We start from the raw sequence: 22269 nt of genomic DNA, 5'->3' as shown, positions 1-22269 counted from the left end.
ACATAAATAGGTTGATTATCAATACGCCTCTCTTTAAAAAGGGTGAAATATTGGAAAAAGCATACATAACTACACCACCCCCAACCGCTTCTCCTCCTCATACAGCCGCTCGCCCACGAACTGCTTGAGCAGCGTCTGGTACGGCACCTTCTTCAGCGCGGCGACGTGCTTGAGCCGCTGCTCCATGTCCTCGTCCAGACGCAGGGTGGTGACGTGCGTGGCTTTGGGCTGGCGCGGTTGCCGGGGGCGCTGGCGGGGGGCGATCTCGTTGAGGAGTGCCCAGGCTTCCTCGTCCTTATGCGCGGCGGCGATCCGTGCACGGGTCGGGGCGTGCGTGTCCCAGAACTCGGCGGCTTCCTCGGTAGTCATGTTCTCCGGCACGGGGTCGCCCACGTCCAGGGGAATGCGCTTGATGGTCTCGGCGGTGTCGGTCATGGTCATTCCTCCTGCGCGTAGTAAGCGGCGCGTTCTACGGCTTCGGCTGTGTAAGCGGTCACGACGCGGAATTTCTCGCCCCGTCTCTCTAACACCACGAAGAGAACCCGTCCGGCTTCGGTAGCCCCGATCACGCCAAAGCGGCGCTGTCCTCTCGGTCCTCGGTGAACCTGTTCGCCAGGGATAGCTGCTGGGTCGGTCACAGCTTCCTCTGCCTCCTCCGGTTCCACCTTGTGAAGGGCGATGTGCTCCAAATTGGCAAAGTCCCAATCGAATTCCATCGGCTGAGACCTAGCGTATACGTTCGTATGGTGTTTTTCTACACTTCCAGCGCCAGCTTGTCCACATCGTTCAGCAGGGGCGTTCCCGCCGGGTACTCGCCGTTGAAGCACGCGAGGCACAGACCGGGGCCGCTGATGGCTTCCCTCAGCCCGCGCTCGCTGATGAAGGCGAGGGTATCCGCGCCGATCAGCTCCCGAATCTGCTCCTGGGTGTGGGTGCTGGCGACGAGTTCCTTGCGGGCGGCAGTGTCGATGCCGTAGAAGCACGGGTGCTTGATGGGCGGGCTGCTCACCCGGAAGTGGACCTCCCGCGCCCCCGCCTCCCGCAGCAGGTTCACGATCTGGCGGCTGGTGGTGCCGCGCACGATGGAGTCGTCCACGAGTACGACCCGCTTACCCCGCACGGCGCTGGTGGGCGAGAGCTTCATCTTGACCTTCAGCTCGCGCGCCTCCTGGGTGGGGGCGATGAAGGTGCGGCCCGCGTAGGGGTTCTTGTACAGGCCGTAGTCGAAGGGAATGCCGCTCTCCCGCGCGTACCCGATGGCCGCCCCGATGCCGGAGTCGGGCACGGGCACCACGATGTCGGCCTCCACCGGGCGCTCGCGGGCCAGCCTCTCGCCCATGCGGATGCGGCTCGCGTGGGTGTCCACCCCGTCGAGTTCGCCATCGCTGCGCGCGAAGTAAATCCACTCGAAGGCGCAGGGCGTGGGCCTCTTCGGCTCCACCATCAGCGAATGCAGGCCGTCCCGGTCCATCCACACCAGTTCGCCCGGCTGCACGTCCCGCACCAGCCGCGCGCCCACCGCGTACAGGGCGCAGGGTTCGGAGGCGAGGACCCACGCGCCGTCCTCCCGCTGCCCGATCACGAGGGGCCGGACGCCGTGCGGGTCGCGGAAGCCGAGGAGCTGCGTGCGGCTCATCAAGACGCAGGCGTACCCGCCCTTGAGTTTCCGCATGGCGCTGGCGGTCGCCTCCACGAGGTCCATGTGGCTCTCGCGGGCGATCAGGTTGAGCATGACCTCCGAGTCGTTCGTCGTCTGGAAGAGGGCACCCTCCATCAGCATCGCGTTCCGAACCTCGCGGGCGTTCACGAAGTTGCCGTTGTGCGCGAGGCCCAGAATGCCCTTGTTCGTGCGGGTGGTGAGCGGCTGGGCGTTGAAGCGCAGGTTGCTCCCCGTCGTCGAGTAGCGCACGTGCCCGATGCTCACGCGGGCGTTGGCGAGCCGCAGCCCGTCGAGCCGCCGCTCGTCGAACACCTGCGTCACCAGGCCCAGGTCCTTGTCCACGTGGAACTTCTCGCCGTCCGAGACGCACATGCCCGCCGCCTCCTGCCCCCGGTGTTGCAGGGCGAAGAGGCCGAGATAGGTCAGCCAGGCGAGGTCGTTCGGCTCGGGCGAGTACAGCCCGAAAACGCCGCACTCGTCCTGCGGCTTGTCGGTGGCGGGGTCAAAGAGCATGGTGGGGTCCTTTGGGGCGGGGGAGGTGGTCACACGCCCCCTCACCCCCGGCCCCTCTCCCACGGGGGGAGAGGGGAGTATGTGGGTAAGTTCTGGTGTGGCGACTCGCAAGGTGAGACGGGAGACGCAGAAGGCAAGAGACTTGAGAGGTAGGCAGACGCCCGAAGAACAGATGCTCTGGCGGGCCTTGCGAAACCGCTTCCTGACCCTCAAGTTCCGCCGCCAGCAGCCCATCGGGCCGTACATAGCGGATTTTGTCTGCTACGAGGCACATCTCGTCATTGAACTGGACGGCTCTCAACATGCCGAGGAGGCGGCCCGCGCTTATGACGCCGTTCGCACGGAGTTCCTTGAGGCTGGAGGCTTTAAAGTCCTGCGTTTCTGGAACAACGAGGTGAGGTTCAACCTCGAAGGCGTCCTTGAGGTGATCCAGACTCACCTGCCCTGAGCCGCCCTGCTCCCCTCTCCCCTCGTGGGAGAGGGGCCGGGGGTGAGGGGGCGTCCCACCAGCCCAACCGCCCACACTCACCCCAGAATCCCCCGAAGCGGCGTCGTGTAGGCGGTGGTCAGCGTCCCAAGATTCACGCTCAAGTGTACGTTCGCGCCCGGAACGGAGATGGTGACGCTCTCCCCCCCCTGGGTAGGCAGGCTCTCGCCCAGCAGGGTCCAGGGCACGGCCAATTCGTCCAGCAGCGCCTGCGCTTCTTCCTCCCGTCCAACCTGAACGGCCACCACCACGCGGCTGTGTGCCTCGCCGAAGAGGAGGGCGTCGGGGCGAATCCCATCGGGGGCGGCGAGCGTCGCCTTAAGGCCGCGACCGCCCGCAATCGCCATCTCGGCGAGGGCGACAGCCAGCCCGCCCTCCGAGCAGTCGTGTGCCGTGTCTGTCAGGCCCGCGCGGATCAGGGCGAGCGTTCCGGCGATCACGCGCGCTTCGAGGTCCAGATCGAGGGGCGGCACCTCCCCCGCCTCCAGCCCGTGCATCGTCTCCAGGTACTGCGAGGCACCGATGGTCTCCGCGTGGTGGCCCAGCAGGTAGAGGCTGTACGGCCCCTCCTTCAGCGCGAGGGTGGCCCGCCTCGTCACGTCGGGCAGCACGCCCACCATGCCAATCGTCGGTGTGGGGTGGATGGCGACGGTGCGGCCCTCCTCGGCATACTGGTTGTAGAGGCTGACGTTGCCCCCGGTCACAGGTGTGTTGAGTGCCCGGCAGGCGTCCGCGATGCCCTGCACGGCCCGCTGAAGCTGGAAGTACACGTCCGCCCTGTGTGGATTCCCGAAGTTGAGGTTGTCCGTGATCGCCAGCGGCGTCGCCCCCACGCAGGCGAGATTGCGCGCGGCCTCGGCGACGGCGGCGGCGGCTCCCACGTAGGGATCGAGATACACGAAGCGCGGGTTGCAGTCGGAGGTGGCGGCCACCCCCAACCCCGACCCCTTCACCCGCAGCACGGCGGCGTCGGCGGCACCGGGGGCGACCACTGTATTCGTCATCACCTGATGGTCGTACCGCTCGAAGATGGGGCGCTTGCTGGCAATTGTGGGGTGGCTGAGCAAGTCCACCAGCACAGCACCCAGATCACCGGGCACGGGCACGCCGCTCAGGTCGCGCTCGCGCCTGGTCCTGATCTCCTCGGACTCCACGCCCTCCCGCGTGTACTTGGGCGCTTCATTGAGCAGAGCGACGGGCAGATCACACACGGTCTCGCCGCGCCACGTCAGGCGGTAGCGGTCGTGCGCCTCGACCTCGCCAATCGTCACCACGTCGAGTTCCCACTTCGCCAGGAGGTCCAGCAACTCCTGCTCGCGCCCCGGCACGGGCACCAGGATCATGCGCTCCTGCGACTCGCTGAGGCACAGCTCCATCGGCACCATCCCCGTCTCGCGCGTGGGCACGAGGTCGAGGTTCATGGTGATCCCCAGCCCCGCCCGGTAGGCCATCTCGCAGGTCGAGGAGACGAGGCCCGCCGCGCCCATGTCCTGCACGCCCGCGACCACTCCGGCCTGAATCGCCTCCAGGGTCGCCTCCAGCAGCAGCTTCTCCATGAAGGGGTCGCCCACCTGCACGGCGGGGCGGTCGGCCTGCGAGGCGTCGCTGAGGGCGGCGGAGGCGAACACCGCGCCGCCCAGCCCGTCGCGCCCGGTCCTGGAGCCGACGTACACGATCTGGTTGCCCACCGCGCCCATCGTCCCCTTCGCCAAATCCTCGTGGCGCAGCAGGCCCAGGGCCATGACGTTGACGAGCGGGTTCTCCTGATAGGACGGGTGGAATGTCACTTCACCGCCCACCGTGGGCACACCTATCGCGTTGCCGTAGTGGGAGATGCCCTCGACGACGCCGTTCACCAGAAAGCGCGTGCGAGGCGAGTCGGGGTTGCCGAAGCGCAGGGAGTCCAGCACCGCGAAGGGCCGCGCGCCCATAGCGAAGATGTCGCGCAGGATGCCGCCCACGCCGGTTGCCGCTCCCTGGACGGGTTCCACGGCGGACGGGTGGTTATGACTCTCCATCTTGAAGGCCACGCCCCACCCCTCCCCGATGTCCACCACGCCCGCGTTCTCGCCGGGACCCTGGAGGACCTGCGGCCCCGTGGTGGGGAAGGCGGAAAAGAGGGGCCGCGAGTTCTTGTATCCGCAGTGCTCCGACCACATCGCGCCGACGATGGCCGCCTCCAGCGCATTCGGCTCGCGCCCGATGCCGGAAACGAGAAGGTCGTATTCCTCGGCGGTGAGGCCGAAGGTGGGGGCGCGGTCGCGGAGGGATTGGGTCTGGGTCACGTCAACTCCTTGAGGGGGCGAGATGTCGTCCGTGGTGGGTATGAGGGAGAAGGGATTCGGCGGATGCTATCGGCGTCCGACTCGTGCCCGCAGCCACCGGAACTGCACGAGGCAGATCACCGTCAGCGCGACGGCGAGGCCGACGAAGAGCGAGAACAGCCCGGCGTCCACGGGTTCGAAGGCAGGACCCCTGAACGGATTCAGTCCCGGCACGAGGTTGCCCACGAGGGTGAACACAAGGCTGAAGACGAGCGTTAGCACGGGCACGGCGAGCAGCGACGCTCCCAGGACCAGGGCCGCCCGCCCCCACGGAAGGGCCGCCGGGGAACGCACCGCCGAGTAGGCGGGCATCAGCACGAGCAGCAGGCCCAGCGCCGCCGACGCTCCCAGGAGCAGCCCGTCCCACGTCACGCCCCTTCCTCCCTACCGAACGGCCAGCGACTCGAACACGCCCCGTCCGTCCTCGCTGCCCAGCAGGGCCTCCACCGCCCGCTCGGGGTGGGGCATCATGCCCAGCACGTTGCCGCGCTCGTTCACGATTCCGGCGATGTCGTTCAGGGAGCCGTTGGGGTTGTCCACGTAGCGGAAGACTACCCGGCCCTCGTCCTCCAGCCGGGCGACCGTCCCCGCGTCGGCGTAGTAGTTGCCCTCGCCGTGCGCGATGGGAACCTCGATGATCTGATCCTTCTGGTATGCGCCCGTGAAGGCCGTCCCCGTGTTCTCCACGCGCAGGTGGACGGGCTTGCACAGGAAATGCACCTCACGGTTGCGGCTCAGCGCACCGGGGAGCAATCCCGCCTCGGTGAGGACCTGAAAGCCGTTGCACACGCCCAGCACGTAGCCGCCGCGTTCGGCATGTTCCTTAATGGCGGTCATGATCGGGCTGCGCGCGGCGATGGCCCCGCTTCTCAGGTGGTCGCCGTAGGAGAAGCCACCCGGCAACAGCACGAGGTCGGTTCCGGTGGGCAACCCGTCCTCGGTGTGCCACACGAAGCGCGCGTCGGGGTCCAGCGTGAGCCGGGCGGCGTGCAGGGCGTCGGCGTCGCAGTTGGAGCCGGGGAACTGGATGACGGCGACGTTCATAAGCCTCCGGTTGAGGCCGCATCGGCGGCGAAACCCGAGCGGAGCGAGTGGGAAAAGGCGCACGCGACCGCAACTGGAGTGGCCTGCGGCGCTGTTCCGCAGGACGCGGAAGTGGAGGTCGCGTGTGTCACAGGCGCTCCAGCTCGGTCACGGTGCGCTCGCCGCCCGCGTTGCCCGTGTTCACGGTGCTCGCGGGTTCCACCAGCATGATCCACGTCTCCTCGGTCTCGGCGACCGGCAGATGCTCCACGCCGCGCGGGACGACGATCAATTCGCCCTCCTCCAGCCGCACGTCACCATCCCGGAAGCGCATCCGCAGAACGCCACGCGCGACCAGAAACAGCTCGTCCTCGTCCTCGTGCGCGTGCCACACGAACTCGCCGACGAGCTTGACGAGCTTGACTTGCTGCCCATTGACTTCGCCGACGACCTTCGGTGTCCAGTGTTCGGCGAAGAGGCCGAACTTCTCCGTCAGATTGACCTTCTGCGGCGTGCTCACGCGCCCACCGACTCGACCTCGCTCAATTCCCAGCGCGCGTCCTCCATGATGGGATTACTCAGCACGTTCCCCGTGATGTCGGCGAGTTGGGCTTCCACCGCCTCCCGCTCGCCTGAGAGCGTCAGCTCGATGTACTTGCCGACCCGCACGCCCGCCACGTTCGCGTGGTCCAGATGCGACAGCGCCCGCTCGACGGTACGCCCCTGCGGATCGAGGATGGAGGGCTTGAGGGTGACGAAGACTCTGGCGTGGTAGGTGGGCATGGGAACTCCTTCGGAGGGGTCGAGAGGTCGAGAGGTCGGAAGGTCGAGAGAGGCCGGTTACTCGACCTCTGGACCCCTTGACTCCTCGACCTCTTGCGTCACCCGCCTCAGCATCTCCGCATACGCCTCCTCCACCCCGCCGAGGTCGCGGCGGAAGCGGTCCTTGTCGAGCTTCTCGCCCGTCTCGGCGTCCCAGAAGCGGCAGGTGTCGGGGCTGATCTCGTCGGCGAGGACGACTTGGCCGCCCGGTGCCTTGCCGAACTCCAGCTTGAAGTCGATCAGGCGGATGCCCCGGCGGAAGAAGTAGGGCGTCAGGAATTCGCGCACCCTCAGGGCCAGCTCGCGGATGCGCGTCAGGTCCTCCTCGCTCGCCCAGCCGAGGGCAATGGCTGTGTCCGTGTTGATGAGGGGATCGCCGAGCGCGTCCGACTTGTAGCAATATTCAACGACCGGGCGGGCGAGGGGCGTGCCCTCCTCCACGCCGAGCCGTTTGGAGAAGCTGCCCGCCGCCACGTTCCGCACGATGACCTCGACGGGTACGATGGTCACGGCCCGGACGCGCTGCTCGGTGTCGGACACCCTCTCGATGAAGTGGGTCGGGATGCCCGCCGCCTCCAACTGGGGGAAGAGGTGCGCGGTGATCGCGTTGTTGACGGCCCCCTTGCCGGGAATCTGTGCCCGCTTGACCCCGTTGAAGGCGGTGGCGTCGTCCTTGTACTCCACGACGTACTCGTGCGGGTCGGCGGTGGCGTAGACGCGCTTGGCCTTGCCCTCGTACAGCGGCTCACGGCTCATGCGGGGACTCCGGGGCGACGTGCTTGGGGAACAAGGAGGACGGGCGTCACCCCAACGGCTGCGGGGCGACGCTCGGGGGTCGCGGGGCTGGTCATGCTTGGTCTCCATCGCCGCCTCTCGGGCGGGCTTACCGCTGCTCGGGCACGCGGGGCGTCTCACGGGACGCGGGTGGACGGGGGTGTGGGGCGGGGCCTGTGCAACCCGGCCCAAGCGGGGGCGCGGGGCTGCCATGAATCACCTTAACACCGCTGACATGGACGTATCGGGGGGCTGTTCAGGGGGGCGATTCCAATAACCCGCGCACGAATCGCTCCCGCCCCACCAGATCAGCCAGCACCTCGGCCCGCCAGCCCACCGCGCGCAGTTCGGCGGCGAAGGGGACGGCGTTGCGCGGGTCGAGTTCGAGGAGCAGGACGCCAGCGGGGGCGAGCGCCGCGCGGGCCTGTGCTGCCAGCGGTCGCGCGACCTCCAGCCCGTCCGCCCCCGCGTACAGGGCGAGGGCCGGGTCGTGCCCCACCTCCGGGTCGGCACCCGCACGGTCGGCGTCGGGCAGGTAGGGCGGGTTGCTCACGATCACGTCGAAGGGACCGGAGAGGTCCGCGAGGAGACTGCCCTCCACGAACGCCACATCCAGGCCGTTCAGGACAGCGTTCTCGTGGGCGAGGGCCAACGCCTCGGCGCTGAGGTCGGTGGCCGTCACGGTCGCGTCCGGGCGGGCGGCCTTCACCCCCAGCGCGAGGGCACCCGTGCCCGTGCCCACGTCCAGCACACGCGGCGTCGGCACGGGGCGCAGGGCCTCCAACGTGAGGTGGAGCAGCCACTCCGTCTCCGGCCTCGGAATCAGCGCGCGGGCGTCGGTCCTCAGCCGCACGCCGCCCCACTCCACCTCACCGAGCAGGTGTTGGAGGGGCACGCGGGCCGCGCGCCGTTCGAGGAGGCTCGCCAGCCGCTCACCGTCTTCGGGCGTGACCACCTCCGCCCCACGCGTCAGCAGGGCCGTCCCGTCCAGCCTCAACACATGCAGCACGAGCGCCCGCGCATCGGCTTCGGGGGAAGGCACGCCCGCCTCCCGCAGACGTTGGGCGGCATGCTGGACCCAGACGCGGAGGCTGAGGGACGGAACGTGGGCCGGAGAGGTCGGCATTATGTCTCGCTCCCTACCCCTGACCCCTACCCATGCCGGGGCTTGATCACCAGCCGCCTTGACGCCCCCTCCCCGATGGACTCGCTCGTCACGTCGGGATGCTCCTTGAGGGCGATGTGGATGACCCGGCGCTCGGCGGGGGGCATGGGCTGGAGTTCGTGGGGTTCGCCGCTCTTGGCGACCTGCACGGCCAGCCGCTCGGCGAGTTTGGCGAGAGTGTCGGCCTGCCGCTTGCGAAAGCCGCCCACGTCCACCCGCACGCGCAGGTCGTTGCGGCCCGCCTGCTTGGCAAGGACCGTGTAGGCGATGACCTCGATGGCCCCCAGCGTGCGCCCGTCCCGTCCCGCCAGCCGGGCGGCGTTCTCCCCGGTGATCTCGGCCTCCAGCGCGTCCTCGGCCTCGCGGACGGTCACGCCCAGGTCGGGGTCGATGCGGCTCGTCAGGCCCCGTAAGAAGCGTTCCAGCACCGCGCGGGGGTCCTCGTGCGCGGCCTCGAGGGCGGGCACGGCGGGTTGAGAGGCGTCCGGCGCGGGGGGCGGCGGGGCGCTCTCATCCGCGTCGCTGATGCCCAGCCCCGCGAGGTAGTCGTCGAGGTTCGTGCGGTTATCCATACTCAGCAGTCTACCCCGCCCCTCTCACGCTGTTCCCACGGCTCAGCGTTAAGGGACGGGGAAGTTCTGCTCAGGGATGAGATGACGGCGCGGGTTCTCCGCCCTCAGCTCCCGGCGCTGCTCTCCACGAGATACGCCCGCTCGATCACGTCCGGCGTGCCGCCCATGCCCGGCTGGATGCGCTTGAGGCGGTCGAGCACGTCCAGCCCCTCCACCACCCGCCCGAAGACGGTGTGCCGCCCGTCGAGGTGCGGCGTCGGCCCGAAGGTGATGAAGAACTGGGAGCCGTTCGTGCCCGGACCCCGGTTCGCCATGCTCAGGATGCCCTTGCCGCTGTGGCGGTGGTCGCTGCCGAACTCGTCCTCGAACTCGTAGCCGGGGCCGCCCGACCCCGTGCCCGTCGGGTCGCCGCCCTGCGCCATGAAGCCGTCGATGACCCGGTGGAACTTGATCCCGTCGTAGTAGTGGTGGCGGATCAGGTACGCGAAGGAGTTCACCGTCACGGGCGCGTCGTCCGCGAACAGCTCCACCACGAGGCGGCCCTTGCTCGTCTCCAGCACCGCGCGGTAGCTCTTGCCGGGGTCGATGCCGTCGCCGAGTTCGGGTGCGCGCGTGAAGCGTGTCTTGCGCTCGGCGGAGAGTTCGGGCGTTTGAGTAAAGCCGGCGGGCTGGTAGGCGTCAGAGGGGGTCATGGGGGGCATTGTAACGAGCGGTCAGCTCTCAGCCGTCAGCCGTCAGCCACGGAGGCTTAAGCTTCGGCTTCCTGCGCTGAGGGCTGACCGCTGATCGCTGACGGCTTACCCCACTACCCACTCCCCGCCCCGCATCAGCGCCTCCCGCATCCCGTCCTCCCGCACCCCGTCCACATCGGTGCCGGGCGTGCCGATCATCCAGTCCACATGGATGAGGGAGTCGTTGCCGCCCGCCGCGATCAGGGCCTCGGGGTTCTCGCCGTTCTGCACGTTCGTGGGGTAGCAGCGGCCCAGGGCGATGTGGGAGGCGGCGTTCTCGTCGAGGAGGGTGTTCAGGAAGAGGGTGCCCCGTTGCGCGACGGGGGCGGAGGCGGGCACGAGGGCAATTTCTCCCAGTCGGGCAGCCCCCTCGTCCGTCTCTATGAGTCGGCGCAGGGTATCTTCCCCCTTCTCGGCGCTGATCTCCACGGCGCGGCCCACCTCGAAACGCACGCGGATGCCCTCGACAAGCTGGCCGCGCACGCTCAGGGGCTTGGAAGCGACCGCCACCCCGTCCACCCGCTCACGGTGCGGGGCGGTGAACACCTCGTCGGTGGGAAGGTTCGGCACGCCCCGGACGCCGGTCTTCGCCGTCTCCGCGCCCCCCTGCCAGATGTGCCCGTCGGCGAGACCCACGGTGAGGTCGGTGCCCAGCTCGCTCCGCAGGTGGAGGGCCGCGAACCGCCGTTCGTTGAGGAGGGCGGTCAGGCGCTCCAGACGGTCCAGATGCCCCTCCCACGCGGCCCCCGGGTCGGGCAGGTCCGCGCGGCACACGGCGAAGATGTCGTCCCAGAGCCGGGCGACGGCCTCCGCTTCGGGCAGATCCGGGTAGACGGCCCGTGCCCAGGCGGGGGTGCTCATGGCGGCGACGGTCCAGTTGACCTCCATGCCGCCCGTGGCGCGGCTGACGTTCCGCATGGCGGCGGCCATCGCCTTCGAGCGCCGGGCCACCCGCCCCTGATCCACACCCGCGAGGAGGGTAGGGTCCTCCCCGGTCAGGCTGATGAAGGCGTACCCGTCAGCGACGAGGCGTTCACTCTGCTCGGCCACCCACTCGGGCAGGAAGTCCACCGCCTCGTCGCTGCCGTCCTCATACAGCGAGAGATCGAGAGAAGCGTCGCCATACACGACGCGCACATCCGCCGCCCCGGCCCGGTACGCGGCGCGGGCCACCAGCCGGGCGAGGGACGCGGCTTCCACGGGGGCATTGACGCGCACCTTCCCGCCCTGGGGGAGGTTTACCCCCGTGCGCACGAGAAGGTCGGCGTAGCGCGCGAGCTTGGCCTCGAAGTCTGGGTTGGAGGTCATGGGCGTCACTCTACGGCGTCTCCTCCGGGGCGTGGTCCAACTTCAGGGTGTGGTCGTCCGACCTCTGCGGCGTTCGGCCCCCGCCCTCCACCCGCCAGTACACGCCGTTCTCGCGCGTCAGCAGCCCCAGCCCCACGAGTTCGCGCCGCAGGGTGAAGAAGTCGGGGTGATACTCGGCCAGCGCGTCGCTCACCTCGCGCTCGGTGTAGGTGCGGCCCGGCTCGAAGAGGGCGGCGAGTTCGCGCAGGATCACGTCCCGTTTCTTGCGCTGGGCGGGAATGCGTGTCAGCCGTCCGTCCCGCACGAAGGCCCGCAGCACCCGCGCCCGGTAGGGGTCCTCGGCGGTGGGGGTGGCTCCCTCCCCGCGCACGAGGGCCGCCAGCGTCACGTCCAGCGCCGCCTGATTCGCCCCGTGGAGGCGGTGGTGCCCTTCCGAGCGCACGGTCGTCAGCCCCGCTTCTGACAGCGCCGCGAGGTGATGGCTCACCGTCGCGGGCGCGAGGTTCATCAGCCGCGCGAGCGTTTCGCCGGAGAGGGGTTCGCTCCACGTCAGCCGCAGCAGCGCCAGCCGCGCCGGATGCGATAGGGCGCGGAAGACGGCGGCGCGGGCGTTGAGATCAGTGCTCATCGGACGGTCCCCCTTCGCCACGGCCCCACCCTGTACGTGAGGAAGTGCGCGGCGGTGTGCATCCTTGATGCGGCCTGCAAATTATCCAGCCTCGTCTGTGTCTCCTTAGCTCGCCTCACTTCGATCCTCCTCGAATCAAAACTACACGGTTCGACAATTCTCGAAATGAGCGAAACGGCCTATCCTCCCCGGCGTCCGGGTACGCTTTCGCCATGCGCCGCCCCGTCTGGCCCTTCGTCCTCGTGTGGGCCTTGTTCACGTTCGGGCCGCTGCTCGGCGTCCTCCTCGCCTCGTGGGTGGCGGGGGCGAACGGCTGCCGTCTGGACGAGGCGGGGAGTTACCCCTGCGTGGTCGCCGGGATGGACGTGGGCGGGCTGCTCTCCACCCTCTTCGTCGCGGGGTGGCTGATGCTCGTCACCATTCCCCTGGGAGCCGTCGTGGGCCTCGTGGGTGTGATTCTCTGGCTCATCCGCATGGCCCGGAGACGTGATGCTCCCCCTCGTTCCTGACGCCTGACGCCTGACTTCCTCACCACCCCTCGATCTGCCGCGCCGCCTCGAACGCCGCCACCCCCGCCGCCACCGCGAGATTGAGGCTGCGGCCCCCGCCCGGCTGGGGCAGCTTCACGGCTGGGAGCGCGTCCCGCAACCATCCCGGCAGCCCGCGCGACTCCGGGCCGAGGAGAAGAAAGTCGCCGCGCCGGAAGCCCGCCCGCGTGTGGAGGGCGGTGGCGTGGGTGCTGAAGGCCCACACTCGTGCGCCCATCGGCAGCGACGCCTGAAACTCCGTCCAGTTCGCATGTTCGTGCAACGTCACGCCCTGCATGTAGTCCATCACCGCCCGCCGGAACTCCCGGTCGTGGAGGTGGAACCCGAAGGGCCGGATGAGGTGCAGGTCGGCCCCCAGCACGGCGCAGGTGCGCGCCACGTTGCCGACGTTGCCCGCCTTCTCCGGCTCGAACAGGACGACGCGCAGGAGGGGCGGGGCGGTCCCCTCTGTCACCCCTCCCCGCGCGCGAGGAGCACCGTCACCCGTACTTGAACATGGTCGGGAGCCAGCCCCTCCGAGGTCTTGAAGCTCACGCCGACCTCGGGCGCGGCGAGGCCCAGCAGGTCGGCCACACTCCGGGCGATCTCGGCCCGCAGCGGCCCCAGCTTGGGGCGGTCGAGCGTGACGACCAGGGCGACATTGGTGGGCACGTAGCCCCGCTCGCGCACGAGGTCCAGGCAGCGCGTGAGGATGAGGCGGGAGTCCAGTCCCGCGTTCTCGGCGGCGGTGTCCGGGTAGTGCGCCCCGATGTCCCCCAGGCTCAGGCCCGACAGCAGCGCGTCGGCGACGGCGTGGAGCACGGCGTCCCCGTCGCTGTGGGCCACGGCCCCGCGCTCGGCGTGCGGCACGGGCACCCCCCCCAGGATGAGCGGGCGTCCGGCGGCGAGGCGGTGCGCGTCCTCCCCGAACCCGATGCGGTAGGGCAGTGTCATGCGGGGAGTGTAGAGGCCGTGAAAGGATGACGAGAGAGTTCTCGTTCAAAGATGACGCGTGGTGCCTCTGGAGTGGGGGATGACGTTGCTGCTGGCGGGGGCCTCCCTGTGGATGTTCTGGCAGGCGTCCCGTCTGGCCCTCGGTGCCGCTGGACGGGAGCGTCTGGGCTGGGCCGGGCTGGCCCTCCTGCCGGTGAATGTCCTCATTCTGCTTGGGCTGCACGCCCTGACGCCGCCGGAACTCTGGCGAGACGCCCTGCTGGAGGCACACCCACAGTCAAGACGCGGGTCGGAAGCCTGGCCCTTGCGGCTGTTGCTGTACATCAACCTGTGGCTGCCCGTGTGGCTCGGTACGCCGCTCTTGAAGCTGCCGGAGCTTCGCCGCCCCGGCCTGGCCGTTGTGGGGCTCCTCTGGCCGCTATGGCTCGCCGCCATGTTTCTCGTCTGGCGACGCTGAAGGCTATTCCCCGGTTCCCTCCACCGTCGCCGCCCCGCGCGTGGCGTTCGTCAGAGCTTGAACGAAGGCGGGCGCGTCCTCCGGGAAGAGATGGACGGGCAGTATCACTCCCGAAGCCGTGTACGTCTCCTCCCCCCGCTCCACATCCAGCGTGCCGAGCAGATGGTAGAGGGCACCCAGCCCTTCAAAGGGCACGCCCACGACGAGGGTGACGCGGGGCCGCACCGTCTCGTGGGGGGCCGTCCGCAGGCACTCCGCCGCCGTGCCCCCGTAGGCGCGGGCCAGCCCACCCGTGCCCAGCTTCACCCCGCCGAAGTACCGCACGACGACGACCATGACGTGATCCACCGCCTGCCCCTCGGTCGCCCGCAGGATGGGTGCCCCCGCCGTGCCGCCCGGCTCGCCGTCGTCCGAGAAGCGGGTGAGGGGGCCGACCCGGTAGGCCCAGCAGTGGTGCGTGGCGTCGGGGTAACGGGCGCGGAGAGACGCCAACTGTGCCAGCGCCTCCTCCGGCGTGTCCGCCCGCTGTGCGAAGGCCAGAAACTCGCTGCCCTCGATTACGGCGTCGAGACGGTGCGCCGTCGCCAGTGTCGTGAAGAGCGGAGGCGTGGCGGGGAGGTCGGGCAGGGTCACAGCCATCCGCGCTCCTGCAGGTGCCGCCGCGCGTGCCAGAGGGTGAGGCTGCTCGGCCCGTCACCTATCTCGCCCGCCTCCAGCATCCGGTAGACCTCGGGGAGGGGGAGGACCACCCGCTCGATGACCTCGCTCTCCTCGTGGGCCGTGTCCCCCAGCGTCACGCCGAGGGCGAGCAGCGGGAAGAAGACGACCCCGCTGATGCTCGGCTGTGGGTAGAAGCCGGGCAGGGCGATCCACTCGGCAGCGCGGCCCCCCACCTCCTCGGCGAGTTCGCGCGAGGCGGCGTCCATCAGGTCCTCACCCCGCTCCACCCCGCCCGCCACGACCTCCCACACGGTCGCCCGCAGGGGGTAGCGGTACTGCCGGATCAGGACCGCCTCGCCCGCCGCCGTCACGGGCAGCACGAACACGGCGCGCGGCCCGCGTGGGCGGTACTGGTAGACCACCTCCACGCCCGAGGCCGTCCGCACCCGGTCCTCCAGCACCGTGCGAAAGCCGCTCACCAGCGCCCGCGATGCCAGCGTTTCCCACGGCTGCGCCTCGTCCGCCACCAGCCCCGCCCAGTTCTGGTGCCCGTCCCCCTGCTCCTCCGCCATACCCGCAGGCTACCCCAGTCCCCTACCCGCCCATCCGCTGCAACTCCACCACGTACCGGGCCACCTCCTGCGGCGAGGCCACCCGGCGGGCGATTTCCACCCGTTCCTCCAGCACCTCGGGGTCGTAGGGGTCCACCCGCAGGTACTGGTTGGCGAGGAGGAGCGCCCGGCGCAGGTCGCCCCGCCCCTGTGCCGCGCGCATCTGCCCGCGCAGGGCGAGCGTCACCGCCGTCTGCAACTCGTCGCGGAGCTGATCGGCCCACTCGCTGTCGGTGACAGGCGGCATGAACGGCCCCCGGTACAGTGCGAGGATGCGCGCGGCGTCGTCCTCGCCCACGGCGCGGCGCAGGTCCTCCACGTCCAGCGTGAGGCTCAGCCCCGATCCCAGCGAGTAGCGCGGCTGGTTGTGCGGCCCCGAATGCACCACGCTCTCGCGCCCCAGCCCCTCGCGCAACTCGCGGATCGCGCTGCGGATGTAGTTCGACCCCGCCGTCGGCTCCTTGTCGGGGTAGAGGTCGAGCTGAATCTCCTGCCGGGTGCGGCCCGGATACAGCTTCAGGTACACCAGCAGCAGGGCGCTTCCGTGCAACTCGAAGGGCACCGGCTGGCCGTCGCGCGTCACCCGCACGCGCCCGAGCGTCTGGACCTGTACGTGGCTCAGCCGCTCGTCGTCCAGCAGGGTGCCGCCCGCCACCGCCGAGAGCTTCTCCAGCACCGCCTCCATGAATGGCGCGACCTCCGGCTCCAGCAGGGCGCTGTGGGTCAGCTCGGACAGTTCCTCAATGTCGGGCTTGTACCGTCCCTGATCGCGGTCCTGGAGCAGCCGCTCCAGTGCCTCGCGCAGGCTGTCCACCGCCTCCTCGGCCCGGCCCGCCCGCCGCAGGGCGTCTGCCTGATGCAGCAGCGTCCGCGTCAGGAGGTGGGCGTCCTGCATCGCCCGCACGCTGGGAAGCGCCGCCTCGAAGTCCGAGAGCGCCAGCTCCACCTGCCCCCGCCGCCGCATCACCACGGCCCGCGTGACGAGCAGGGGAGGAGGGAGGTCCTGCCCCGGCCCCGCCCCCTTGTGCAGCGCGTCCATCGCTTTGGCGTGCTGCCCCTGCTCGCTGTAGAACTCCGCGAGGCGGGAGGCAGTCCAGATGCGAACCTCGTGATCTCCGCTGCGTTGAACGAGTTCCAGAAGATGCAAGAGGGTCGAGTGGAGTCTGTGCTGATCCCCACGCAGGCGGTAGAGATCAGCCTCTACGGTGAGAATCAGGGTGAGCCACTGGTCGGCAACGTACTCAGGCCGTGCGAGGATGGCACGGGCCTCTTTAATATATATCTCCGCGCCGTCGAGGTCCCGGAACTCCAGATAAAGGGTGGCCGCACTATGGAGAGCGGTGATTCTTGGATACGGAACAGGGTCAACCTGCAAGACCTTGAGCGCCTCCTTGTAAAGCTGGAGCGCCCGACGGTCATTCCCGATGACGGTGTACATCTGTCCGAGCGTCTGGGTGATGCGTCCCGTCAATTCCTCGTCACCGAGAGCGATGTATCCATGCCAAGCCTTCTCACACCGCATGAGACCAAATTCCACCTGTCCCATCTGAAACTCGGTCGTGCCCCACCAGCGTTGGTTACGAAGAGATAATTCGTCCGAGAGGAGCGGCTCGATCTGTTGAAATTGCTCGATGGCCTCATCGAACCGACCCATAAGCCGCAACAAATTCCCTAGCTCAACCATTGCCTCTGAATCACCTAAAATACTGGCTCTGGTTAAGGGCGTCTCAGCTAGCTCGAACTCGCGTAGTCTAAGATGAGACAATCCAAGCATACGCCAGAGTTCGGATGTGAACTTTTCGGCATAGATGGCACTTGTGATGACGGATCGGTAATTGCCCGCCTCAAACGCTGATTTGATTGCGTCCAGCGAGTTCATCCGTCTCCTCATGCCTGCCCTTTTATGCTAGGCGCATGATCATTGAAGCTAACACCACAGCTCTTACGCAACTGTCACGGCCTGCCTACAACTTGCGTGGGGCACGTGATTATGGAGTCATGCGAGCCGGAGCGCGGGATTACGGGGTGATGCGAGCTGGCGCACGTGACTATGGTGTCATGAAAGCGGGCGCACGTGACTACGGGGTGATGCGAGCCGGAGCGCGGGATTACGGCGTCATGACCCTCCTCCTCACGCTCGCCGAGGCGGCCTGACATGCTCGTTCGCAAAGTGACCCCGGCCCCCCAGCCGCAGCCCGTGAAGGCCGAGCGGCCCACGGCGCAGAAACCGCGCGACCTCACCCTTCCCGTCCTGCGTGGCCCCAGCGTGGATTTCGGCGTCATCTGAATATGGATACTAGAGCAAAGGGGGGCCGTCTGTCAGGCGGCTTCGCCTCTTTTTTGTGCCCCGGAGTGAAGAATCCGCCGCCCGGTCTGTATCACGTTCGAACTCTGCGGCGGACAACAAAAAACCCGCGCGAGGCGGGCTTTCTTCTGGTGGGTCGTGTAGGAATCGAACCTACAACCCGCTGATTAAGAGTTGCCCAGAAGTTATTCGGGAAGCTTCGGCATCATTCGTAGACCTGGGGATTAAAGCGTTTTTACGGGGTTGTCTTCCGCTTGCGACCGGGGCTGTCCGCTTGTGCCCGAGTATGGTTGTGACCGCGTAGTGACACCTTGTCTTCCAGGTTGCGGTTTCGAGACGCACGGGTACGGCACCTGCCACCACAGGTCTTGGCATTTGCCTTGTACGAAAGCATGATCTTTCCACAGGCTGCACACCGCTTGATGTTTTTCTGCGGAGTAATGGACTGGGCAAATTGAACCCAGATTGCTGTGACAAGATCATCTGGCGAGAAGACAATCTCCGGCTGGCCGGTGCGATCCGACAGTCTCGAAGTTATGGCAGCCCCGCGAATTCTATCATTTATAACACTGTTGACTACTGTCACAAGATCCTCAGAGCTTAGAGAGTCCCTAGCAGAATCCAACAGATCATAGTAATCATCGATGGGACATTCGGGTATATGGGATGCCTGGCGTATATAGGGTGTTAAAGGGGAGACAGGAAGAATTTCCTTCGGCGGTAGAAACAATCTGGCATTTTTAAGCCTGATAGGTACAGCCTCTCCCGGCATGGAGAGGGCCGCATACAACTGCCGCACTGTCCACAAAAGATTGAGCTCCGTCTTCCAAGTCTCGAATGTTTCTTCAAAAATCAGAGCACGCCCCCGGGTTAAATGCAGAATCTCACCGGGCCATTCTTCGTTGAACTCAGCGTCCACCAGTTCGTCCGTTCTTACCCTCCGCAAAAGTCCGTAGCGTTGAGCAAGCTTGTGCACTGTGGCCCGCGAGGGCGCTTCAAGTGCAAACGCTTGCCACGCCCGGTGTGGCAAGTTGGCTTCCTTGACCGTCCAAGTCCCCGGCTTCGTGGGCCGCAGGGTCGGCTGGCCCTGCGCTGTAGGACAAAACCAGGAGCCCCCATCCTGGGGGTCACTTAGCGTCACAGCTCCGGTACTCCAATCGAGGCAGGAATACACCGGCCAGGTGAAAATTAGGGTCGCTTCGCGGGTTGGGTGAGCCAGCATGTGTAACAGAAGCGTAACACTTCCGTGGAAACACGGTTCTCTCCGGTTGGGTACGCTCCGAACAGATCGAAAACGTCAGGGGCCGTTTTTGTACGTCTGTGTCAGTGCCTGTCGTTATTGGCCGTCGTAGCCCTGTTTTTGGAGGAGAGATGCACGCAAGTTCCACTGACTGCCCCCAGCCGCAGTCCTCGCCGAGAGTGTTGAGCGTGCAGGATGCGATTGCGTATCAACGAGAGGCATATGGCGTTGTGGCGTACGGGAGAGACGCGCTCTATGCCCTGGCCAAGAGTGGGGAGATCCCGGTCATACGTAACGGTCCTCGGCGCCTCTGGTTTCCCGCCGCCGCAATCGATGCACTGCTCATCGGGCGACATTCCGGGACGACAGGCAGATAGGCGGACATAGAGCACCAGCTCCGCTGGCGCAAACCAACCCTGGGAGCACAAATGCAGTTAGTGAGCACCAATTAGTATGCCCCGCCTGGGCGAGAGGCGGGGCTTCCAGCGGCAGCGGCTGCTGCCATCCCAGTTTATCTCAATCCTCTTTGCGAGGCTAATTTTTTCGGGTGTCAAACCATCTGGCTCTGCCGGAAGCTGCTCCGCGTGGGACCCTGCAGAGCCAGGAGATGGCTCACGGCTGGGACGATCATGACACGGCCTGTGCATAAGTACGCCCACGACCTGGCAGAGCAGATTAACCCCCATGAGGCTGCCCGCTTGATCAGCCTGTTTCGGCTGCCGGACGAGTCCACGTTCCTCCAGACCTTCAAGGACGGGCCGGATGAGCTGTACTGGCTCGACTCCTGGAAGGACAGGAGCGGCAAGCCCCGCAAGACGCAGATGTACGCGCTGGCGAAAGCGGGCGGCAAGGGCCGCACGTCCGGCCCCACAGCCACGGGGAGCAGCTTCACCCTGGAAGAGATCGGGGCGGGCCAGTACACACGGCAGGGCCTCGCCCGCGTGGGCGTGTTCTGGACGGTGAACGTCCTGAAGCCGGAAGCCACGCGCCGCCAGGCGCATGAGGTGGCGCGGGTGGCCGCCGTGTTTGTGGACCTTGACGGCGCGCCACTGCCGAGTGGCGGCTTCCACCTGCCCCCGACTGCCGTGGTCGAGAGCAGCCCCGGTCGGTATCACGCCTACTGGGCGGTGGCTGACCTGCCCCTCGACGAGTTCGGCACGGCCCAGAAGCACCTCGCGGGCCTGTACGGGGGGGACACATCCGTCCACGATCTGCCGCGCGTGATGCGCCTGCCGGGGTACTGGCACGGCAAGAAAGAGCCGGGCTTCCTGACGCGGATTCTGGAGACGCGCCCGGACGCCCAGTACAGCCGCGCCGACCTGCTGGGCAACTTCCCCGGACTCAGCGACGCCCTGGCCGCGGCCCAGGCTGAGCGTGAGCACCAGCAGCAGGATGCCGCCGAGCGCCGGGCGGAGGCCGACCGGCTGTGCGGGGAAATCAGAAGCGGCACAGCGGGGACAAGGGCAGAGGTGCAGCGCAAGTACGGAGAAATCACTCTGCTGAACGTCTGCGCCGATGTGCTGGGCACCGGGGAGGGCAGCAGGAATAAGGCGCTGAACTGGGCCGCCTTCCGCGCCGGTCAGATGGTGGGCGGGGGCTTTCTGGACGAGGACCGCGCCCGCGCTGAGCTGTCCGCTGTGGGGCAGCGCGTGGGTCTGGAAGGGCACGAGGTCGAGCGGACGGTCAGCAGCGGCCTGGAAGCAGGGAAGGGAAAGCCGGTGGACCCGTCGAGAGTGGCGCAGTTCGTGGGCGTGAAGAAGGGCGGGAAGAAGCCCAGCGGCAACCTCCGGCAAGCGGCGGCCAGGGTCGAGCAGTCCGCCAGTGATCTACCCTCCGCTGAAGAGCTTCCCGACCCGGAAGGCGAGGGGGGCACCTACAGCAGCGCCCAGGTGCGCGAGCTGCTGGGCATCACTTGGCCGGTGGTGGCCGCCGATACGGACAACGCGCACGCCCACCGGCTGCGCGAGCTGGCTGGGGATGACCTGGAGTACGTTGCTGAGTTCGGCGGGTACGTGGCCTGGAACGGGAAGCAGTGGCTTAGCGGCGGCAAGGATGGGGCGGGCCAGGTGGAGGCGCGGCGGCGGGTGCAGGGGCTGGGCGTGGCGATGGGGCGGGAGGTCGAGCGGCTGCTGAGCCTCTACAGCCGTCTGGACGTGGCCGCCAAGCGGCTGGCCCAGGAGCACGGCCCGGACTCGCGCGAGGTCAAGGTGATGAGGCGCCGGGCAGAGGCGATGGAAAAGGCGTACTACGCGCACGCCCGCGCGGCCAAAGCCACGGAATCTGACTCGCGCCAGCGGGCAATCCTGAGCGCGGCGCAGACCCTTTCCATCCAGAGCATCCGCAACTTTGAGCCACGCCCCTGGCTGGTGGGGTTCGAGAACGGCGTATGGGCCCAGGGCGAGTTCCGCGAGGCGCGGCGCGAGGATCACATGCTTACGCTCGCGGCTGTGGCATACCAGCCGGGCGCGGATCGGGGCGAGTGGCTGGAGGTGCTCGACCGGATCACGGGTGGGGACGCTGACCTCGCGCTCACCCTTCAGGACGTGGCCGGGTACGCCCTAAGCGGGGCCGCCTCGCTGCGGCTGCTGCCCTGGCTCTACGGCGAGGGGGGAACGGGAAAGAGCACCTTCGCCGAGCTGCTGGCGACGGTCCTGGGTGACATGGCCGCCACGATCAGCCCTAAGCACCTCGCCACAGATGCCGACCGCGAGCGCCTGGGCGCCGTGATCTGGGGGAAGCGCGTGGCGCTGTGCGCTGAGGCTGGAAACGCCCGCCTCGATGCCGAGAGCCTGAAGACCCTCAGCGGGGGCGACCGCCTGGCCGTGCGGCGGCTGTATGCCGAAAGCTTCACCGGTCGGGCCTCGCACGTGCTGCTGATGGTGGCGAACGATGCGCCCAGGGTCGAGGCTTACGACGATGCCCTGAAAGACCGCGTGCTGGCGCTGCCCTTCTCCCACCCGCTGCGGGGAGGCGGGCCGCTGCTGGGCGGGCGGCGCCTGGAGGAACTCAGGCAGGACCCCAGCAGCGCCCTGGTGCTGGGCTTCGCGTCGTGGGCTGTCGAGGGCCTGGGGCGCGTACACCGGGCGGGCGACGTTCACCGGGCCGTCGTGTGCCGGGCTGCGACGCGGGCCTTCTGGGGCGACGTAGATCCGTTGCGCGACTTCTGGGCGACCCTCGACCCCGCCGAGCTGGTGCAGGGCGTGGGCGTGACCGCGTTCCGGAGGGAGTACGAAAGCTGGTGCGAGAGCGTGGGTACCCGCCCGCTGGGGGCACAGAAGTTCAACCGCGCCTGCCGCTCAGTGGGGCTGGACTCTCACAGCAACGGCAAGGTGAAGGGATGGAAGCTGACCAAGCCCTCCGCCTTCCCCTCGGTGGCTGACCAGCCCGGCGCATCAGGCGTGAACAGGAACTGACCATTTTGACCATTTCGGTGCCGTTTTCCCAAAAGTCTCTTTCCTTCTTCTCCTATAGAGGATCGTAAGTAGACTTTTCAGAAAACAGGGTCAAA

Annotated in this window: 25 protein-coding genes; 5 read left to right on the top strand and 20 right to left on the bottom strand. The window is 67.7% G+C overall.

The annotated features are described in order from the left end of the window. Positions 1 to 69 precede the first annotated feature (69 nt). From V3W47_RS01995 to purF, 3 genes are read right to left on the bottom strand one after another with little or no spacing between them, the layout of a single operon-like run. Positions 70 to 435 carry a hypothetical protein gene (locus V3W47_RS01995; RefSeq protein ID WP_331823468.1) on the bottom strand — a complete coding sequence of 122 codons (366 nt, stop codon included), beginning with the start codon at positions 433 to 435 and terminating at the stop codon, positions 70 to 72. A 2-nt stretch (positions 436 to 437) separates the two neighbouring features. Next, the gene (locus V3W47_RS01990; RefSeq protein ID WP_331823467.1) at positions 438 to 716 is read right to left on the bottom strand and encodes a BrnT family toxin; all 279 of its coding nucleotides are present in this window, start codon (positions 714 to 716) and stop codon (positions 438 to 440) included. 38 nt (positions 717 to 754) lie between these two features. After that, positions 755 to 2173 carry an amidophosphoribosyltransferase gene (purF, locus tag V3W47_RS01985; protein WP_331823583.1) on the bottom strand — a complete coding sequence of 473 codons (1419 nt, stop codon included), beginning with the start codon at positions 2171 to 2173 and terminating at the stop codon, positions 755 to 757. Here purF and V3W47_RS01980 point away from each other — a divergent pair. Beyond that, positions 2172 to 2621 carry an endonuclease domain-containing protein gene (locus V3W47_RS01980; RefSeq protein WP_442877197.1) on the top strand — a complete coding sequence of 150 codons (450 nt, stop codon included), beginning with the start codon at positions 2172 to 2174 and terminating at the stop codon, positions 2619 to 2621. The genes purF and V3W47_RS01980 overlap by 2 nt on opposite strands. A gap of 77 nt (positions 2622 to 2698) precedes the next feature. Here V3W47_RS01980 and purL read toward each other — a convergent pair whose 3' ends face one another. The 11 genes from purL to V3W47_RS01925 form a co-directional block, all read right to left on the bottom strand. Beyond that, the gene (purL, locus tag V3W47_RS01975) at positions 2699 to 4945 is read right to left on the bottom strand and encodes a phosphoribosylformylglycinamidine synthase subunit PurL (RefSeq protein ID WP_331823465.1); all 2247 of its coding nucleotides are present in this window, start codon (positions 4943 to 4945) and stop codon (positions 2699 to 2701) included. A gap of 66 nt (positions 4946 to 5011) precedes the next feature. Then, positions 5012 to 5356 carry a hypothetical protein gene (locus V3W47_RS01970; protein WP_331823464.1) on the bottom strand — a complete coding sequence of 115 codons (345 nt, stop codon included), beginning with the start codon at positions 5354 to 5356 and terminating at the stop codon, positions 5012 to 5014. Positions 5357 to 5368: 12 nt separating this feature from the next. Then, positions 5369 to 6028, bottom strand: a complete 660-nt coding sequence (purQ, locus tag V3W47_RS01965) for a phosphoribosylformylglycinamidine synthase subunit PurQ (protein WP_331823463.1) — start codon at positions 6026 to 6028, stop codon at positions 5369 to 5371. Positions 6029 to 6155: 127 nt separating this feature from the next. After that, entirely contained in the window at positions 6156 to 6527 is a 372-nt protein-coding gene (locus V3W47_RS01960) for a cupin domain-containing protein (RefSeq protein WP_331823462.1), read from the bottom strand. After that, entirely contained in the window at positions 6524 to 6790 is a 267-nt protein-coding gene (gene purS / locus V3W47_RS01955) for a phosphoribosylformylglycinamidine synthase subunit PurS (protein ID WP_331823461.1), read from the bottom strand. Before purS ends, V3W47_RS01960 begins: the two co-directional genes overlap by 4 nt. Positions 6791 to 6847: 57 nt before the next feature. Next, a complete protein-coding gene (gene purC, locus V3W47_RS01950) occupies positions 6848 to 7585 on the bottom strand; it encodes a phosphoribosylaminoimidazolesuccinocarboxamide synthase (RefSeq protein WP_331823460.1) in 738 nt (245 codons plus the stop codon). A 274-nt stretch (positions 7586 to 7859) separates the two neighbouring features. Continuing rightward, complete coding sequence (gene prmC, locus V3W47_RS01945) at positions 7860 to 8729, bottom strand: peptide chain release factor N(5)-glutamine methyltransferase (protein ID WP_331823459.1); 870 nt, start codon at positions 8727 to 8729, stop codon at positions 7860 to 7862. A gap of 26 nt (positions 8730 to 8755) precedes the next feature. Next, positions 8756 to 9340 carry a Jag family protein gene (locus tag V3W47_RS01940; RefSeq protein ID WP_331823458.1) on the bottom strand — a complete coding sequence of 195 codons (585 nt, stop codon included), beginning with the start codon at positions 9338 to 9340 and terminating at the stop codon, positions 8756 to 8758. 104 nt (positions 9341 to 9444) lie between these two features. Next, positions 9445 to 10032 carry a peptidylprolyl isomerase gene (locus V3W47_RS01935; RefSeq protein ID WP_331823457.1) on the bottom strand — a complete coding sequence of 196 codons (588 nt, stop codon included), beginning with the start codon at positions 10030 to 10032 and terminating at the stop codon, positions 9445 to 9447. 105 nt (positions 10033 to 10137) lie between these two features. Continuing rightward, positions 10138 to 11379 (bottom strand): aminopeptidase, encoded by a 1242-nt coding sequence (locus V3W47_RS01930; RefSeq protein WP_331823456.1) that lies wholly within the window; start codon positions 11377 to 11379, stop codon positions 10138 to 10140. Positions 11380 to 11389: 10 nt separating this feature from the next. Beyond that, entirely contained in the window at positions 11390 to 12007 is a 618-nt protein-coding gene (locus tag V3W47_RS01925; RefSeq protein ID WP_331823455.1) for a DUF2087 domain-containing protein, read from the bottom strand. A gap of 212 nt (positions 12008 to 12219) precedes the next feature. Here V3W47_RS01925 and V3W47_RS01920 point away from each other — a divergent pair, with 212 nt between their 5' ends. Continuing rightward, positions 12220 to 12516: a hypothetical protein gene (locus V3W47_RS01920; RefSeq protein ID WP_331823454.1), complete on the top strand. Its 297-nt coding sequence runs from the start codon at positions 12220 to 12222 to the stop codon at positions 12514 to 12516. Between the two features lie 19 nt (positions 12517 to 12535). On the opposite strand, the gene V3W47_RS01915 is transcribed toward V3W47_RS01920, so the two are convergent. Together V3W47_RS01915 and ispF are read right to left on the bottom strand one after the other, a co-directional pair. Beyond that, on the bottom strand, positions 12536 to 13009 hold the full coding sequence (locus V3W47_RS01915; RefSeq protein WP_331823453.1) for a TrmH family RNA methyltransferase: 474 nt from the start codon (positions 13007 to 13009) through the stop codon (positions 12536 to 12538). After that, positions 13006 to 13488 (bottom strand): 2-C-methyl-D-erythritol 2,4-cyclodiphosphate synthase, encoded by a 483-nt coding sequence (ispF, locus tag V3W47_RS01910; protein WP_331823452.1) that lies wholly within the window; start codon positions 13486 to 13488, stop codon positions 13006 to 13008. Before ispF ends, V3W47_RS01915 begins: the two co-directional genes overlap by 4 nt. Positions 13489 to 13567: 79 nt before the next feature. Between ispF and V3W47_RS01905 the strand changes: the two genes are divergently transcribed. Continuing rightward, positions 13568 to 13945: a hypothetical protein gene (locus V3W47_RS01905; RefSeq protein ID WP_331823451.1), complete on the top strand. Its 378-nt coding sequence runs from the start codon at positions 13568 to 13570 to the stop codon at positions 13943 to 13945. Positions 13946 to 13948: 3 nt separating this feature from the next. Here V3W47_RS01905 and V3W47_RS01900 read toward each other — a convergent pair whose 3' ends face one another. The 3 genes from V3W47_RS01900 to V3W47_RS01890 are packed head-to-tail and all read right to left on the bottom strand — an operon-like array spanning position 13949 to position 16870. Further along, positions 13949 to 14584 carry an IMPACT family protein gene (locus tag V3W47_RS01900; protein ID WP_331823450.1) on the bottom strand — a complete coding sequence of 212 codons (636 nt, stop codon included), beginning with the start codon at positions 14582 to 14584 and terminating at the stop codon, positions 13949 to 13951. Then, complete coding sequence (locus V3W47_RS01895; RefSeq protein WP_331823449.1) at positions 14575 to 15177, bottom strand: NUDIX domain-containing protein; 603 nt, start codon at positions 15175 to 15177, stop codon at positions 14575 to 14577. The genes V3W47_RS01900 and V3W47_RS01895 overlap by 10 nt, the downstream gene beginning before the upstream one ends. Positions 15178 to 15199: 22 nt before the next feature. Beyond that, the gene (locus V3W47_RS01890) at positions 15200 to 16870 is read right to left on the bottom strand and encodes an AfsR/SARP family transcriptional regulator (RefSeq protein ID WP_442877196.1); all 1671 of its coding nucleotides are present in this window, start codon (positions 16868 to 16870) and stop codon (positions 15200 to 15202) included. 501 nt (positions 16871 to 17371) lie between these two features. Here V3W47_RS01890 and V3W47_RS01885 point away from each other — a divergent pair. Further along, positions 17372 to 17503, top strand: a complete 132-nt coding sequence (locus V3W47_RS01885) for a hypothetical protein (RefSeq protein WP_331823447.1) — start codon at positions 17372 to 17374, stop codon at positions 17501 to 17503. A gap of 253 nt (positions 17504 to 17756) precedes the next feature. Here V3W47_RS01885 and V3W47_RS01880 read toward each other — a convergent pair whose 3' ends face one another. Further along, positions 17757 to 18440, bottom strand: coding sequence for a hypothetical protein (locus tag V3W47_RS01880; RefSeq protein WP_331823446.1), 684 nt, complete (start codon positions 18438 to 18440; stop codon positions 17757 to 17759). A 962-nt stretch (positions 18441 to 19402) separates the two neighbouring features. On the opposite strand from V3W47_RS01880, the gene V3W47_RS01875 reads away from it, so the two are divergent. Beyond that, a complete protein-coding gene (locus V3W47_RS01875; protein WP_331823445.1) occupies positions 19403 to 22174 on the top strand; it encodes a phage/plasmid primase, P4 family in 2772 nt (923 codons plus the stop codon). Positions 22175 to 22269: the final 95 nt, after the last annotated feature.

The sequence above is a fragment of the Deinococcus sp. YIM 134068 genome (genome assembly GCF_036543075.1).
GTDB lineage: Bacteria > Deinococcota > Deinococci > Deinococcales > Deinococcaceae > Deinococcus > Deinococcus lichenicola.
Note: the sequence above shows the minus strand (reverse complement) of the source record. Positions and strands in the feature narration are given on the sequence as shown.